This is a genomic window from Tardiphaga robiniae (genome assembly GCF_013359755.1).
Taxonomy (GTDB): Bacteria; Pseudomonadota; Alphaproteobacteria; order Rhizobiales; family Xanthobacteraceae; genus Tardiphaga; species Tardiphaga robiniae.
Window position 1 is genome coordinate 26,174 of record NZ_JABMCJ010000056.1, and the last position, 16,206, is coordinate 42,379.

Annotated in this window: 14 protein-coding genes and 2 pseudogenes; 2 read left to right on the forward strand and 14 right to left on the reverse strand. The window is 59.0% G+C overall.

Features of this window, described 5'->3' with window-relative positions:
* Positions 1 to 233: 233 nt before the first annotated feature.
* On the reverse strand, positions 234 to 1,316 hold the full coding sequence (locus HP556_RS00910; RefSeq protein ID WP_246297262.1) for an MBL fold metallo-hydrolase: 1,083 nt from the start codon (positions 1,314 to 1,316) through the stop codon (positions 234 to 236).
* Positions 1,317 to 1,624: 308 nt separating this feature from the next.
* Here HP556_RS00910 and HP556_RS00915 point away from each other — a divergent pair, with 308 nt between their 5' ends.
* On the forward strand, positions 1,625 to 2,116 hold the full coding sequence (locus HP556_RS00915) for a hypothetical protein (protein ID WP_175365565.1): 492 nt from the start codon (positions 1,625 to 1,627) through the stop codon (positions 2,114 to 2,116).
* 509 nt (positions 2,117 to 2,625) lie between these two features.
* On the opposite strand, the gene HP556_RS00920 is transcribed toward HP556_RS00915, so the two are convergent.
* The 5 genes from HP556_RS00920 to HP556_RS00940 form a co-directional block, all read right to left on the reverse strand.
* Entirely contained in the window at positions 2,626 to 3,489 is an 864-nt protein-coding gene (locus HP556_RS00920; RefSeq protein WP_175365566.1) for an intradiol ring-cleavage dioxygenase, read from the reverse strand.
* Positions 3,490 to 3,524: 35 nt separating this feature from the next.
* Positions 3,525 to 4,610 (reverse strand): maleylacetate reductase, encoded by a 1,086-nt coding sequence (locus tag HP556_RS00925; RefSeq protein WP_175365567.1) that lies wholly within the window; start codon positions 4,608 to 4,610, stop codon positions 3,525 to 3,527.
* Between the two features lie 69 nt (positions 4,611 to 4,679).
* Positions 4,680 to 6,260, reverse strand: a complete 1,581-nt coding sequence (locus tag HP556_RS00930) for a 4-hydroxyphenylacetate 3-hydroxylase family protein (RefSeq protein WP_175365568.1) — start codon at positions 6,258 to 6,260, stop codon at positions 4,680 to 4,682.
* 21 nt (positions 6,261 to 6,281) lie between these two features.
* A complete protein-coding gene (locus tag HP556_RS00935; RefSeq protein WP_175365569.1) occupies positions 6,282 to 6,686 on the reverse strand; it encodes a nuclear transport factor 2 family protein in 405 nt (134 codons plus the stop codon).
* Positions 6,683 to 7,177: a flavin reductase gene (locus tag HP556_RS00940; protein WP_175365570.1), complete on the reverse strand. Its 495-nt coding sequence runs from the start codon at positions 7,175 to 7,177 to the stop codon at positions 6,683 to 6,685. The genes HP556_RS00935 and HP556_RS00940 overlap by 4 nt, the downstream gene beginning before the upstream one ends.
* Before the next feature lie 364 nt (positions 7,178 to 7,541).
* Here HP556_RS00940 and HP556_RS00945 point away from each other — a divergent pair, with 364 nt between their 5' ends.
* A complete protein-coding gene (locus HP556_RS00945) occupies positions 7,542 to 8,456 on the forward strand; it encodes a LysR family transcriptional regulator (protein WP_210269015.1) in 915 nt (304 codons plus the stop codon).
* Positions 8,457 to 9,173: 717 nt separating this feature from the next.
* Here the strand turns inward: HP556_RS00945 and HP556_RS00950 are convergent.
* The 8 genes and pseudogenes from HP556_RS00950 to HP556_RS00985 all read right to left on the reverse strand — a co-directional run.
* Positions 9,174 to 9,397 (reverse strand): annotated as a pseudogene (locus HP556_RS00950) (IS481 family transposase); the annotation flags it as partial.
* A gap of 20 nt (positions 9,398 to 9,417) precedes the next feature.
* Positions 9,418 to 10,668 carry an adenylate/guanylate cyclase domain-containing protein gene (locus HP556_RS00955; protein WP_175365572.1) on the reverse strand — a complete coding sequence of 417 codons (1,251 nt, stop codon included), beginning with the start codon at positions 10,666 to 10,668 and terminating at the stop codon, positions 9,418 to 9,420.
* Positions 10,665 to 11,054: a response regulator gene (locus tag HP556_RS00960; protein WP_175365573.1), complete on the reverse strand. Its 390-nt coding sequence runs from the start codon at positions 11,052 to 11,054 to the stop codon at positions 10,665 to 10,667. Before HP556_RS00960 ends, HP556_RS00955 begins: the two co-directional genes overlap by 4 nt.
* Positions 11,051 to 12,538, reverse strand: a complete 1,488-nt coding sequence (locus tag HP556_RS00965; protein ID WP_246297271.1) for a GAF domain-containing sensor histidine kinase — start codon at positions 12,536 to 12,538, stop codon at positions 11,051 to 11,053. Before HP556_RS00965 ends, HP556_RS00960 begins: the two co-directional genes overlap by 4 nt.
* A gap of 507 nt (positions 12,539 to 13,045) precedes the next feature.
* The gene (locus HP556_RS00970; protein ID WP_175365581.1) at positions 13,046 to 13,828 is read right to left on the reverse strand and encodes a 3-hydroxybutyrate dehydrogenase; all 783 of its coding nucleotides are present in this window, start codon (positions 13,826 to 13,828) and stop codon (positions 13,046 to 13,048) included.
* Between the two features lie 43 nt (positions 13,829 to 13,871).
* On the reverse strand, positions 13,872 to 15,047 hold the full coding sequence (locus HP556_RS00975) for a DUF3734 domain-containing protein (protein WP_175365574.1): 1,176 nt from the start codon (positions 15,045 to 15,047) through the stop codon (positions 13,872 to 13,874).
* A 33-nt stretch (positions 15,048 to 15,080) separates the two neighbouring features.
* On the reverse strand, positions 15,081 to 15,881 hold the full coding sequence (locus tag HP556_RS00980; protein WP_175365575.1) for an acetoacetate decarboxylase: 801 nt from the start codon (positions 15,879 to 15,881) through the stop codon (positions 15,081 to 15,083).
* A gap of 73 nt (positions 15,882 to 15,954) precedes the next feature.
* A pseudogene (locus HP556_RS00985) lies at positions 15,955 to 16,206 on the reverse strand (NAD(P)/FAD-dependent oxidoreductase); the annotation flags it as partial.

Genomic DNA, 16,206 nt, shown 5'->3' on the forward strand with positions numbered 1-16,206 from the left:
GGAATTTTGGCTGCGTTGAAGATGACGGAGTATCTATCGCCGAGAGCCGAAGCTCAATTTCGCACACGCCTGCGCTCTTCGCTACGGTTACGGGCGGCTCCGAACAGCCTAGTTACTGCCGCAAGGAAATGAGCTTCTCGACGGCATGCAAAAATGATCGATGACCGTTAACACCGCAGCTGCGCCGAAAAGCCGGCTGATTTTCACCCGTGCGATCTTGTCGATGAAGGACCTCAGTCTACGCGAAGGCTCTGCTGCATGGCATGACACTGGTCCCAGATGAATATATCGTAGCCGGCAAGCCTTGAACGCCACCTTGGCGTAACAGCGTTGATACACTTCACGATCACACGGTCGATGTAGTTGTCAGACACGGCCCAGGGATTAGCAGTGTCCGCTTTGTCCATCTCGGCACCGACTGGGGTCGACTGCAGCGCCGCTGCCGTTGCAGCCTTGATATCGTTCATGAACTCCATTTGAGCGCGAACGTCGGCGTGGGTTCCGATACGGTCCACATGTCCGCCCACTAGGGTTTCAAATGGGATTCTGTCGATCTCGGCCATCTGCTCGAAATAGCCTGGCACATCTTGCGCGTCGGCGAAGCGCCCCCACGGCATCCAGCCCGGGAATATGATATCGATCACCATCAGCACCTTCTGCTCCGGCGCCCAGGTAAAGATATTACCCGGCGCGTGGGCGACGCCGTGATAGCTTAGTTCCAGGACCTGGCTGCCGAGCTTCAGTTCGTAGTGGTCACGGAACGTGATCGTGGGGAGTGGACGCTTCTGATCCTTCGCGCGGAGCAGTAGACGCATCGTCTCGTCCTGGGCGATGATTGTCGGGTGCCCGCCGATGTCTGTTACGCCGCCGATATGGTCGATGTGAGCATGGCTGTAGACCACGTGAGTGACCGGTCGATCCGTCACCTCCGCGATAGCCTGCCTCAGATGGGCCGAATAGCTCGGCGGCGCATCCACCACGACCACACCCTCCTCGTAGACGAGAAACATCGACTGGTAGCCATTGTCCGTGACTAAGTAGAGGCCACGACCCAGTTGCTGGAGACGGTAGCCCTTGGCGGGATCGACTGGCGTTGCTGCAGCGTCTGACGGCGGTGAAAGATATCGATCAACACGTACGCCGATCGGGGCGATGGCAGGCATTTCCGCGTAGGGCGCGCCGGGCAGGCCAGGAGGTACCTCAGGCTGAATGCGTGCGGTGCCCAAGCTCATCAGCCCCGCGCCAAGCGCCACGGCAGTCAAGCTCATTGCGACCCAGAACCACCTTGATGAGGCCACAACAAGTAACTTGATCATGTCGATTTTTCTTTCATGCGCTGGGCGATCGAATGCGGCAGGCGCGCAGGCCAATCATTCTCTAGGCACGACGGCGAACCATTGATCGAAGCCAATGCGGGGCTTCTTGTCAGAGACGAATGAACCATCTTGGTGTCTAACGCCCTTGCGGGTCGCCTGTAACGGTGCGCGTACCGCCGATCGCCTTGAGGTCGCGGGCGACGAAATCGCAGAGTCGCTTACGAATGTCATTCTATACGGTTGGATAGGTATCGCTGAGGACCGCCGAACCTTAGCATCTGACGACTTCTATTTTTGAAGGTTACCGGATGGAACTCCTCGTGAAGAAATCATCGGCTCCGACTATCCTGCTGGCCATTTCATTGACCGCATTTGCGCTGCCCGCGCGTGCCGCTTCCTCGGCATTTGCCGGGTTGGAAGGAGCATGGTCAGGCTCAGGCAGTATCTCATTGTCGGACGGGTCCAAAGAGCGCCTTCGCTGTAAGGCCAACTATTTGACCCGCGAGGGTGGCGTGCGCCTGCAGCAGACGCTTCGCTGCGCCAGCGATAGCTACCGCTTCGAACTGAGCAGCGATCTCACCAGCCAGGGCGGCGCGCTTGCGGGCTCATGGAGCGAATCGAACCGCGGCATGAGTGGAAGTCTGGTCGGACGGGCATCAGGAGGCACGATCTCCGCCGTCGCGGACGCACCTGGGTTTTCAGCCAATCTGACCGTTTCGACCCGAGGAGACCGACAATCGTTCTCGCTCACTTCGAAGAGCGAGATACGCGGCGTTCATCTGCAGATGTCCCGGCAGTAACCTGGTCGAGACGCACGTCTCAGCGACTTTGGAACCGCACGAACCGTGTTTCGCGGCATGCTGCTGCCGGCATGCCGTGTAGCGGCGAGGTGGACCCCTCCCCTCCCCCACCTCGCCGCTAAAGTTCTTCGCCGCTCCACGGAGGTATATAGGAGAGAGACCTTCCCGGAGGCCGGAGTGAACCTATGGCGTCTATTCCGCCGCGTGTTTGCCTCTCTGCGATAGTCCCTGCTTACGCAGCTTGCTTCTTCACGCCAGATTCTCGATTGCGCTTCCGTGCATGCAACACCTAGAATTGGTGGCTATTCCCGTCCACACGCTCAAGCGAGCCCGGTTTCTGGATGCAAATGGCGAGATCCCACAAGACGGCGTCACGATCGACGTCGAGATTTTTGATCTGATCTTCTCAAAATCGTAAAGCCACACGCGGCGAACACATCGCTTGAGCGAGTGCCAGCGGCCGCAATCTGCATCGCGATCGCCGACAGATTGAATCTACGACCTTGCCGCTAGGATGCGTGCAAGCCGAAGTCGTAGTGAAGATGGAAGAAAGGGGAATTTCGCAACAGCCCGTCTGGCGCCGGCCCCGGCGGCTTCGCGACGAATTCCCGGACCAAGCTGTCCTTGACGCCGAATACCACGTCAGAATCCAGATACTGATCGCCTTCCGCAAACACATGTGTCACGAGCTTCTGATATCCGTCCGCGGAGATCATGAAATGGACGTGGGCAGGACGCCAGGGGTGTCGGCCCTGCTTCTCCAGCATCGCACCGACCGGTCCATCATGGGGTATCGGGTAAGCCGCCGGCTTGATGGTCCAAAATCGGAATTTACCCTCGCCGTCCGTCGAGAACCTCGCTCTCATCGCTAGGCCGCCAGTCTCTTCCAAATGCTGCACGTCGTAATATCCGTCGCCATCTGAGTGCCAGACATCGACCGTGGCACCTTTGATCGGCGTACCGTCCGGCGCATGCACCGAACCAGTCACGATCAGAGGCTCGCCTTCGATTCCGGCTGAAATATCTTCGCCCGGGGCTTTCTCCGGAGGACTCTCAACATAGAAGGGGCCGAGAACAGTCGATTCCGTCACGCCTTCTCCGGCTCCGTGATTAATGGCGTCGACAAGCATCGAGACGCCGAGCGTGTCAGACAGAAGCACGAACTCCTGCCGGGTATCGCTGCACATTCTGCCCGTGTCCGTCAGAAACGCGATCCCCTTTTCCCACTCTTCAATGGTCGGCCTGACCTCCCGGACAAACGCATGCAGATGACGGATCAGGGACGCGCTAATGTCCGCGATCCGCGCGTCGCTGGCGCCGGACAGGCGTTCAATAACCGCGTTGGTAATCGTTATCTCGTCGAAGTTTCTCATGGCTCCCTGCTCTTTTCTTCAGTTGATCGTTCGTTCTAAAGTCGGCAATCGGCACCATGAAACGCGTTCGGTGCGCGACCGTCACATGCCGCGCGCAGGATGTCCCGAATCGAAGATTCGTCGAACCGACGCGGATTCCAGTAGGAGTTCTTCAATGCCAGTGTGGCGGCTCGTTCGATGTTCTCTTCTCCGAAACCGATCTCGGAAAGAGATGCCGGCAGTCCCAAGGAACGTGAAAGGTCGTAGATCCGTTTGGTCGGATCGTTCGCGCCGGTCGCCACCCGCAGCGCCTCCAAGGCGGCCGGCGCCGCCTCCAAATTGTAGGCGAGCGCGTGCGGCAACAGGATTGCGTGCGTCTCGGCATGCGGCAGATCGAAGGAGCCGCCAACGACATGGCAAAGCTTGTGATGAAGCGCCATTCCGACCGACCCCAGGCAAACGCCGCACAGCCAAGCACCGTACAAGGCATCGGAGCGCCCTAGATCGTCTTTGAGATCGGCCATGATCCGGGGAAGCGACCTGACAAGGGCTGCGATGCCTTCCTGAGCCAGCATTGAGATGATGGGATTGCAGTTCTTGGCGTAGAGCGCCTCGGCAGCATGTGCGATAGCATTGAGTCCTGAAGCAGCGGAAAGCCGTGCCGGCAACGACTTCGTTAGTTCAATATCGTAGATCACCGTTTTTGGAAGGATCGTCGGATCGGTCAACGTCTTCTTCTCGCCGTCCTCCATCTGACCGAGTATCGGCGTCATTTCCGAACCGGCATAGGTGGTTGGTACGCAGATCTGCGGAATTCCCAAGCGCAGTGCGATCGCTTTGCCCAAGCCGATCGCAGACCCGCCCCCGATCGACACCACACAGTCCGATGCGGCGCCGTTGGTAGCGCGGATGGCGTCTTTCGTAACCCTGACCGGCGTGTGCAGCACTGCCCCGGAATAGACGTCAACGCAGGCATTGCCGAGTAACTGCCCTAACCGCTCCCCCTCCCGCTTCTGGGGCTCGCTGCAAACGATGAAGGCGCGCTTCTTGTCGAGCCGCTCGACCTCGCTGCCTATCGCCTCGATTGTTCCCGATCCGAATATGACGCGTGTCGGCAGGCCGGAGAATGTGAAGGGATGCATCTGTAAGTCTCGGAGAAACTAGAGAATCTGCGGGAGCCTCCTGGCTCCCGCAGCCACTCGAACGCATACCTATCCGGCGGCGTCGTTCATGTAGCCCTTCTGCACATCTTGCGCCTTCGCATATTCGGGCTGGAAGCGGACGCTTGCATAGTGCGACTTTTGTTCGGCTTCCTGCGCGCGCTTGCCGAGCTCCGCTGTGTCGCCAAATCCCAACACTTTTCGCGCGAGCTCGGTCAACGGACCATCGACCTGATATTCGGTGCGCTGCATCGTTAGCAGGTTGATGAGATAGAGAGGCGTGCCGTTGAACTTCTCGAACATCTCGTGGCGATTGCCCCATTCGCTCAGGAAACGCTCGCTAATTTGACGGAAGATCTTGATGCGGTCGTAAGCGCTGATCTCCGCACCACGGAGCGCCTCGGCGAGTTTCGGACCGATGTACGGGTCGTCCATCTCGCGTTTCGACGGCTGAATGACGACGCCGCGACCGCAGAAGTCGATCAGCGTATTGACCATCTTGGCCTGGTTCTCAAGATAATAGGCGCGGCCGAAATCGATGTAGATGTTGTTCGGCTTGAAGAGCCCGCCCGGTGTCGCGAAGCCCGTCTCCTCCGCGGCGATCATGAAAGCACGGCATGTTTCGCGGAAGCGGATGAGTTCTGCGAGTTGTGCGGCCACGAGCGGGTTGGTGCTGGTGCCCAGAGATTGAGTCAAGAGCAGCGCTAGGCCGACCATCAATTCAGCGTGGACGCAATGACGAATCTGCGTTTCGAGATGCACCCAGTCGAATTGGCGCTGCGGGTACCACTTCGCATGATCCGGGTTGCCTATGTGCTGGACGCGATCCCACGGAATGAGCACGTCGTCGAAATAGACCATTGCGTCCAGTTCGTCGCCGATGGTGGCGAGCGGACGATCATACGGATCGGCGTCGGGCTGCGCGTTCGACTTGCGGGCAACAACCGAGATACCCTTGGTGGCGATCGGCACCAACGCGTAGACGGTCTGCTCCGAGGTCTGTCCGGGGCGCCACAGATTCCCGATCAGCAGATGGTTGACGAAAGGCACCGACGTACCGATGGCTTTCCAACCGCGGACGAGGATGCCGTCGTCGCGTTCCTCGATGATCTTCAGCATTGGCGTCTCCGCCATCGCGTCATCGCGGCCGCGGTCGAATTGAACGTCGAGGAACATGGGGGAGATCGCCAGGTCGTGGGTCGTGACTTCTTCCCACTGACGCTGGATGTTGCCGGAGAGATCGCGTTGCTTGCCACTAAAGCGCGAATTGTCCGACCACGGCTTCTGATCGTCCACCTGCGTGAACATGACCACGTTCATGCCGGCCGGGGGGCGGGTGAAGATGCCACCCTTGAAGTGACGACACAGGAAATCGCAATACTCGCGGCGCTTGATGACATCGGCTTTGGAGCGCGGAAGAAACCAGTGCATCGACTGGCGGTTGCCGCCTTCATCGACGAAAGTCGCAATGTCCTGATTTTTCGGATCGAGATGAAGGTCGTAATATTCGGCGATTGCGTTGGCGTACCCCTTCGTCATCGGGTGGGCGGTCACGTCCTCGATCAGCTCACCGCCGACGTATACGCGGCGGCCGTCGCGAAGCGATTCCAGATATTCAGCACCGGTTCTCATAGTTCAGTCCTCCTCACGTTTTCAGGAAAGTTGTCGCTGGAACGTTGCCGCGTCCCAGTAGTCTTCGCTGTGGCGTATCCGGCCATTCTCGACCTCGACGAGCTGGACGCCGCGCAACGAAATGGGCTTGGTCTCGGTGGCGCCGTTCTTGAGCGGCACGGTCGCACGCATGACGTAGACGACGGCTACGACTCCGTCCTCACCGCCAACCATCGCCTTCACCTTCCAATGGATGTCCGGAAGCCAGGCGAATAGCTTCTGCATTCCGGTCGCGATGTCGGCGGCTCCCTGCTTCGTCTTGGACTGGGAGATCTCGTCGTGGGTCGCGTCGTGTCGATAGAGCTCCTGGATCGCCGTGTGATCGTGCCTGTCGTATGCGGCGTAGAGTTTCTTGACGACTTCGGCAGCGGATGGTGCATCGGTCATGCGCGCGCTCCGAGTTCAATGCCATGCATGTAGCGCCCTTGCCCGTAGAGCAGCGGAGGACGAGCCACAGGAACATGGATGCGCTCGATAGCAGCGATCGCGATACGATGGCTGCCGACGACGAGCTGCTTCACCGCCCTGCACTCGAACACGACCGACGCATCGCGCAACCTCGGAACGCAGCTCGCTCCGGCGACTTCTCCAGACGAAAGGACATGCTCGTCGACGTATTTATCTTCGCTCGGACGCGAGCAGAGCTCCGAGAGATGTAGCTGATCCTGCGTTAGCAGATTGACCGCGAAGCGACCGCCGTCATTCACGTGCATAGCGGTCACGGTCTTATTGTTAAGGCAGATCAGGATGGTCGGAGGATCGGTGCAGACCGAAGTGAACGAATTGATCGTCATCCCCCAAGGCCTATCGCGGTGCCACGTCGTGACGATGCTGACACTTCCGACGAAGTTTCGCATCGCTGCCCGGAAGGCCGCCACGTTAGTATTCGACTGCGAGGGCGAGACTTCGAGCCCGCTTCCAAATCCCGAGTTGTTTTTCATGATGCGCCTCGTTGCGACTTCTTCGTGTCACAGAGGCTAGAAGGCGCGCGCACCACCAGTCTAATCGATAATGGATATCCCAACTATCTGTCGCATCGATATATCCGCGTGATGCACGTTATAACGCCAATCACGGCTCACTAAGAATGCAGCTTGCGGAAGGACTGCGCAGATCATCATCTCGCAGGCGCGATATGGAAGGACTTTGGCTCCGCGCATGCGACAAAATGGCTTCAATCCGCAGGGTGAGATGGTGCAAACTGACCACGTTCGGAGGCGCATGCGTTGGGAGGCAGCACGGGTGAATCTGCGAAACATCGACCTCAATCTTCTCGTCATTCTCGATGCGCTTCTCACGGAACGGAACGTGAGCCGCGCCGGCGAACGTATCGGCCTCAGCCAGTCGGCGATGAGCGCGGCTCTCGCCCGACTACGCGACATCTTCAGCGATCCGTTGCTCGTTCGCGTGGGGCGTGATCTGGCGCTCACGCGCAACGCCGAGGATCTCATCGTCTCGCTCAAGGAATCGCTCAGCAAGATCGAACAGACGCTCACACGTCGACCCGGCTTCAATCCCGCGACCGATGCGAGGACTTTCTCGATCAGCGCGTCCGATTACGCGGGTCTCGTCCTTCTGACGCCCCTCGTCAAAATGATTGTCAACGAAGCCCCGAACGTAACGGTTCATCTGCTGCCGCGTGCGCGGGACGCGGCCCGTGTGTTGCAGACGAACCAAGCTGATATCGTCATCGAACCGATCGAGCTCTTCGGTCCCAACGACTATCCTACCGCTGCCTTGCTCAGCGACCGCTGGCTCTGCGCCGTCGACGCAAACCATCCCGACGTCACAGGCAAGGAGTTAAGCGAGAGGCAATTTCTCGAACTCCCGCATCTCGTCTACGGAATTGGCAACGATCGGCAGCTCAACCTCGCCGACCAGCATCTTGCCGACACCGGCGTCCAGCGCCGGATCGAAGTCACGGTGGAGAGTTTTCTGCTCAACCCGTTTCTCATAGAAGGGACGCGGCTTGTCAGTCTTATCCTGGAGCGGGCAGCCAAACGTCTGCTGGGAACGGTGAACATCAAGCTGCTCGAGTCGCCGATCGCGGTCCCGGACATCCACGAGGCGATGTACTGGCATCCTCGGCACACCACGGATCCGGGACACAAGTGGCTGAGGGACAGACTGCTCAGCGTCGCGCAGGAGCTTAGTTGACGACAAGATGGTTCGCGCGTCCATAAAGGTAGCGGATGCGTTCCCATAGCAGAGCGCTAGCGAGCGGCTTCCGCGTGCTACCCCCGAAGTCGGGAGCCGTCGCTTCAGTCGGCAAGCGGTCGCCGTAGCGCCCGCTCAGGCCTCAGAGATCGCAGAGGGCTACCAGCGTGATAAGTTAAAAATCGAGAGGGAGACGTAGCGGCTCATCGACCTCGTCATCGGTTCAAGCTCGCCCGAAACCGCAAAAGCTTACGAGAGCCGTGTTTCCGAACTTGAACGGCAGAAGCTGCTGCTAGACGAAAACACGGCAATATCTAGGGAAGACGTCGGATTCATTCGACGAATTGTTCGAACGCGCCGCTACATTCCTCTCAAAGCCTTATGAACTCTGGCTTTCCGGCAACCTGCACCTTCAGAAATTGGTGCTACGATTCATGTTTGCCGACCGTCTGACCTACTCGCGCAATGAGGTGTTTTCGACCGCGAAAACCTCCATACCCATTAAGCTCTTAGGGCTATTTCAGGAAGGAGGAATGAAAATGGCGCGCCATTCAGAATAAAGCTGCGAACTTATATATCATTGATATTTCTCTATAATTCTTGCGAATTACTGTAGGTCAATAGGCGCCGCCAGAAGTCTTTTTGAGATCCGCTGCTTTGATAAGGCGGCTCCTACCCGCGGAAACAGCAAGACGCTACACGGGAGGCTGCAGTTTTCGCCTTCTCATGCAGCATGACAAGGGCGAACTTGCTGGTCCGGTCGATCGTCACGAACATGGACAGCCTACCCTGCTCGGTCCGAACCTCCGCGAGGTCGACGTGGAAGCAGCCAATCGGATAGCCGTGGAGCTTACTCCGTTTGGTTTGTCGTCTTCGACATCTGGCAATCGTTAGATGCCGTGGTGCTGGAGGCAGCGGTGCAACGATGATCGCGCAACGTGGCTCGCCGCCCAACGCTTCATCATCCCACTTGTATGCGGACGCCCTTGGCGCCGTTGAGGAGCCTCCTCAAGTGATAGTTTGCGAGCGGATCATCGGCATGCATGCCTACCAGTGCGGCGAAGGCCGGCACAGCGTCGACGTCATCTCCCTCGAGCTTTGCAAAAGCGGTCACATATTGTGTCGTGGTCGAGGCGTCGCACTCTGCCGCCGATAAGGGCTCGTGGGCGCGCAACGGCTCGCTCCGTCCGCGCAGGACAAGATCGCCGATCACTCGCCCCCTGAATTCCTGTGCCTCGCTCGCGATGGCGTCGCTGACACAGATCCGTGTGCCCAGTGCCTTGTTTGCGGCTTCGAGACGCGCAGCGGTATTGATGGTGTCTCCATAGGCCGTGTAGTCGAAGAAGCGATCGCCGCCGAAATTACCGACCAGCGCGGGGCCCGCGTGAACGCCTATGCGCGTGGTGCCGAAATCGACGCCCTTTTGCTTCCAGCGCTCGCGGAACGACTCGGCCCAACGATCGAGGTCCCGCGCGCATGCCACGGCGCGCGTCGCATAGTCGGCCTGGTCGCCTGGTGCATTGAAAAGGACCTGAATCGCATCGCCGATCACTTTGGCCACGGTTCCCTCGTGGTCGAAAACAACGCCGGTCAGCCCGCCGACATATTCGTTGAGCAACTCCGCCAGCACTTCCGTATCGGTGGTCTCGACCAGCGAGGTAAAGCTGGTGACATCGGTGAATATCACGGCGACGTCGCGCCAGCGCACCTGCATGCCGTCGCTACCATCTCCGACGACGAGGCGCTTGGCGAGCTCGGGAGAAAAATAGCGTGACAACGACGCGTGGGCGCGTTCCGCTTCCCCCTGGCGGCGGCGTGCCTCGCGTAAGACCTCAATGTGACAGAGAGTCTTTTGGATTGTCGTTTCCAGGTCCGTGAAATCGATTGGCTTAGTTACGAAATCAAACGCGCCACGATTCATCGCCGTCCGTATGTTGCACATATCGCCGTAAGCCGAGACAACGATAGCAAATTTCTTGTCCTCTCGTTCCTGTAGCTTAGCTAGCAACGAAAGACCGTCCATGCGCGGCATGTTGATGTCTAGGACCACAAGATCGACATGTGGATGCTGCTCGATCGATTCAAGCGCCTCGACACCGTCGCGCGCGAACACGAAGCTAATGAGTCGTTCGCGAATCTGTCTCCGGAATCTTTGGAGGACAAGCGTCTCCAGATCTGGCTCGTCATCGACCACGAGAACCGTAGCGGTCATGCCGCCTCTTCCAGTCTCGCCTCGATCACCTGACGGACCTGACCGAAGTCGATCGGCTTGGTCAATAGAGCTTGCGCACCGCGTTCCAGTGCCTCCTTGCGTGTGTCGGGATCTCCATAGGCCGTGATCATGATCACGGGAACGTCGGGCCGACGTGCACGCACCTCCGGCAGCATTTCGAGCCCGCTCATCCCGGGCATGTTGATGTCGGAGAGAATGAGAATAAGCGTTTGCTCGCCGCTATCAGAAATGCGGCTAAGAGCCTGCGCCGCCGAACCAGCGAAGTCCATTATAAAGCGCCGAGCGCGAAGATCGCGACGAAAGTTCTGGCGAAACAGGGCCTCAAGATCGGGCTCGTCGTCTACAACAAGAACCAATACAGTCATAGTTGTCTCCTTTTACTGCGAGAAAGACCGATGTTACGCGGCAGGATGATGGTGAACTCAGTGAATTCACTCGGCTCGCTCTCGACATCGATTGTGCCGCCATGTTGCTTCACAATGATGTCGTGGCTCATGGACAGCCCTAGGCCTGTCCCTTCGCCCGGCGGCTTAGTTGTGAAGAACGGATTGAACATCTTCTCTTTCACTTCGGGAGGAATACCTACGCCATTGTCTCGGATGCGGATTTCGACGTACTCCCCGCGATTGCGCGTGGCGACGCTGAGCGCCGGTTCAAACTCAGGGCCGCTGTCGCTACACCGCTCGGCCACAGCGTAGAAGCCGTTCGAAAAGAGGTTCAGCAGCACCCGTGTGATTTCCTGCGGAAACACATCGGCGACGCCGGTTTCCGAATCGAATTCGCGTCCGAGGGTCACGTTGAACTGCGGCTTCTCGGTCCGAGCTCCATGATAAGCAAGATTGAGGCTCTCCTCGACCAACGCATTTATGTCGGCATACCGGTGCTCGCCGCCGCCGCCACGCGAATGCAGGAGCATGTTCTTGACGGTCGAATCGGCGCGCTTGCCGTGCTGCACGATCTTGTGAAGGTTGTCCGTTAGAATTCCGCTCAGCTCGGCGAGCTCGTCGCGGATGCCATCCGGCAGCTTAACCGGCGCGAGAACTTCATTCAGCTCGCTCATCAGTTCGGCTGAGAGTGCCGCGAAATTATTGATGAAGTTGAGTGGGTTTTTAATCTCGTGCGCAATGCCGGCGGTGAGTTGACCGAGCGATATAAGCTTTTCCGTCTGCACTAGGCGGTCCTGTGCGGCGCGCAACTCGTCGAGAGACTTGGCGAGCTCCTTCGTGCGGGCCTGGAGCTGCTCGAACAGCCGCGCGTTCTCGATCGCAATCACGGCCTGGTCGGCGAATGTCTTAAGAAGGTTGATCTGGCTATCCGTGAACGCTCCGGGTTCGGCGCGCGAGACTCCGATCGTGCCTATCGCCATGCCTTTACGGAGCATGGGTACGACCACGATACTTCGATAACCCCTGGCACGCGCCATGTTCTTGATCGACGGATGGACCCCAGGTTCGGTCTCGATATCGGAGCGGAAAGCGATTGTCGACGTGAGCGCGACCCGGCTATGAATACTAGACGAGGTGAGCGGTGCAGGAAATGAGGTTCGGATCTCCTCGTCACCGACCTCGCTTCCCGCCGTACAAGTCGCCAGATGAAGCATATCATCGACGACACGAGTCACGAGCGCCGTTTGGCCGGCGAGCAGCCGCCGCGAGCTTTCAGAGATGACGTCGAACACCGGCTGCACATCCGTCGGTGAACTGGCAATGACATTGAGGATCCCTGCGGTGACGGTCTGCCGCTCCAAAGCTATCGCCAGCTCGCTTTGGAGGCGGTCGTTCTCGACTGCTCCCCGCTGCAGCTGCTGTTCAAGCTCGTCGAGCCTATGCCTCAAGTCAGCATCCATCATCGCTACCGGGTTCAGGGCCAGACTTCCTTCGCAACTACATGGCCTACTATCCATTCCGAGGATGAGCCAACAAGCCGGACGATCCCGGAGCTCCCGCCCGTCATGATGATCACCTTTTCACTTTGCATATTCAGCCTCCTCACAGGCATGATCGACGGTAGACGAGCGCGATGGGAGTAGTGCGAATGCAACAATGATCAGTGCGCTGGAAGGAAACACGCCTAATCCCCTGCTAACGGGACCACGGTTGCGGCAACGACACCTCTTGTTACGAATCCGTGCCGGCGACCAAACGAGCAATTCAGCGACGTTGAGCCGCGCGGCAACAGAGGATGGCATGCCGAAAAAAGGTCCGTCGCCGACAAGACAGCGTTGATGGTGCTGAGCAGGGACGGCGGCTTCGCTTCCAGGACGGACTGCTCGGCCGTGTCCGCTGAAACCGCCGATCTTGATAACAAGAGACCTATTGCAAGTACGGATATTTGCGGTCGCTCCGACTAAAAGTCGCTACTGCGCGGTCCAGCCACCGTCGACTGAGATCGCCGTTCCAGTGATCTGATCGGCGGCAGACGAACACAGGAACGCAACGGTGCCCCCAAGCTGTTCCGGAGAAACGAATTCGAGAGATGGCTGCTTCTCGGCCAGGAGTGTCCTGGCGGCTTCCGCCTGGTTAATACCCCTTTGCGCAGCGATGTCATCGATCTGCTTGTCGACCAGGGGCGTTCGTACCCAGCCTGGACAGACCGCGTTGCACGTGACCCCACTCCCTGCGGTCTCCAGGCCGACCACTTTGGTCAGACCGATCAGCCCGTGCTTGGCCGCGACGTAGGCAGCCTTGTGAGTTGAAGCAACGAGGCCGTGTGTGGAAGCGATGTTGATGATCCGCCCCCAGCGCTGCTTCTTCATCTGGGGCACCGCAGCGGCAATACCGTGGAACGCGGCCGACAGATTGATCGCCAGGATCGCATTCCACTTGGCGGTCGGGAATTCTTCTACCGGCGCAGTGAACTGAATGCCAGCATTGTTCACGAGGATGTCGAGCCGGCCGAATTTATCAACTGCCGCTGCGATCAGCCCGCGCACGGCATCCTCCTTCGACATATCTGCGCCATCGTAAAGCACGCGCACGCCATGCTCACGCTCGATCCCGCTGCGGATCGCCTCGATCTCGCTGGCTTCTCCGAAGCCGTTCAACATGATGTCGGCTCGGAGCTTGGCCAGCTCCCTGGCGACGCCAAGACCAATACCGCTAGTCGATCCGGTGACGATGGCTACTTTACCCTTCAACATGGGAATTCCTTTCGATGCTTTGAGAGTCAGGCTTGACGAGAGATCAGTCGCGGCGGTGGATGTCGTGGGTGACAATGCCGAGTTCGGGAGCCGGCGGGTCGAGCCGCCGCGGATCGGCCAGTGTGCGGCGGATATCCTCCAAACCGCTCTGCCAATGCGCCCGCATTGCGCTCAACCCGAATTCGTAATCCTTTGAATGGCGCTCGTAGATCTTGGATTGGTAGATCAGATGGATAATGTTGCAGGAGCGATGGCGAGCCATCTCCGCGATGACGCGAATTTCTGGATCCTGCTTTGCGCTATCGGGAAGCATTTCAAGCATCCGATGCAACGCTTGACGCATTTTCTGCATCCACAGCGCCTGATCTGTGATGGCGCGCGTGCGGCTGGAATACTGAATGTCTTTCTGGCGACTCGACACCTCCATCATATCGTTCGGCACGCGGCCACGCGCCGACCAGAGATCTACCTGGAAAGTCAGCGTGTCGCGCGGCTCGCTCGACAGGACCCGAGACAGAGGCGTGTTTGAGACGACGCCGCCGTCCCAATAGTGCTCGCCATCGACCTCGACCGCAGGGAAGCCCGGCGGCAGCGCCCCAGATGCCATGAAATGGTTCGGTCCAAGTCGGCGTTCAGCCGTGTCGAAGTAGGTCAAGTTTCCCGTGCGGACGTTAACCGCACCGACACTGACGCGCACCTCCCCTGCGTTCAGCCGGTCAAAGTCGACAAGCCGCTCCAGCGTCTGCCGCAATGGTGACGTATCGTAGAAGCTCGTCGCCGCGCTGCCCGGGAAGGGCGAAAGGAACGGCGGCGGGAAGCGTGGTTTAAAAAAGCCGGGTTGCCCCTGGAATAGGGCTCTCATCGCCGCAAGAGCATTGTGCGCCGAACGCAGATCGAAGGTGAAGGGCATCGCATTGGCGAGCCCCTCGCCGGCCGGCCACGCGACCGGTGCAGCGCAGATACTCTCCCAGAACTTGCGCAGCCGTTCGACCCGCTCGGCCTCGGGCGATCCGGCTATAATGGCGGCGTTGAGTGCGCCGATCGAGATGCCGGCCAAAAAATTGGGCCGTATGCCAGCTTCGTGCAGGCCCTCATAGACGCCAGCTTGATAGGCACCAAGCGCGCCACCTCCCTGCAGCACCAAGGCCACAACCTCGTATGGTAGCGACTTTGTCTGCTGCGGCACAGGATCGGTTTGTTCACGTATGACGTTTAGCATTTCTGAAACTCCGAGTATGAGAACTGGTCTCGATCAGCCAGCATTTGCCTCGATCAAGACGTCAGAGCCTGGGTCGGGGCGCAGTACTCCTTGGCCAGGCACCAAGTAGTCATGGACTACGCTGCCGAGCCCCAGGGTCAGGTCCGCAACGAGATGCTTGGCGGAGAGAACCTGAAGCACCGGCAGGTCGGCGATAGGCGCAAGGGCATGCGAGAACAGGTCCAGAGTGGCCGGCCCGGTCCACGCACCCTTCACGGTGATGTCTTCGAGGTAGAAACGCACCAGCTCGCAAATACGCGGCGTTCCATCGACATGCGGAATAATCTTGAGCAGGAAATTGGGAGCAGCGAGCTTTCTAGCTTCTGCTACCGTGTCGAGGGCGCGGTGCTTGTAGCCCATGGTGCCGGTCGCAACACGGACCGAGCCGTAGGTCAAGGTGCCGACCAGCGTGTCGATCTCGACTTCGAGCTTCGGCTGGGCTAGCTTTTTGGGAAAGCCCCACAGCTCGCGCCCGCCTGCGATCGGCGGATGATCGTTGAGGAACATCTGATGGGTGAAGCCGCCAAGCTGGCCCTTGTAAGATACGGGAATAACTTGGCCGCTCTCGGTGTAGTCACCGAAGCCCGTTGAATCAGGCATGCGGATGAACTCGTAGTTCACCACCGGTTCGGTCAGCTCCAGCGGCTCCGGCACCACACGGCGCAGCGCCTCGGGATCGGTTCGGTACTGAATGATGAAGTATTCGCGGTTGACAAAGCGGTAGGGGCCCGGAGGAAAGGCCGGACTGATCAGGGGCATCGCGAACGACGATGCGCGCACGGTCTCATTTTTCATTCGGTGAGCTCCAGGTTTGTCGATCATGAGCGACCGCGCTCGTCCGTGGAGCGCGATCTGATTATGCGAAGCGCTAGACCTCAGAGACATGCTCTGGATCGGCCGCTGCGAGCGCCGCGGCGCGCTCAGCGCGCGGCGGATAAATCCACACGGTGTTGATTTCGTGCTTGGTCTTCTTGGCCACGTCGCCGACCATCTCCACCTTTCGATCCCAGCCGCGCGTGAACAGCGCGCCCGCCGCGCCGAGATCGAGGCAAGTGACATAAGCCTTCTGGTGATATGGCTTCGTCGCCACACCGAGCAATTCGGCGGCGGCATTGTTGCC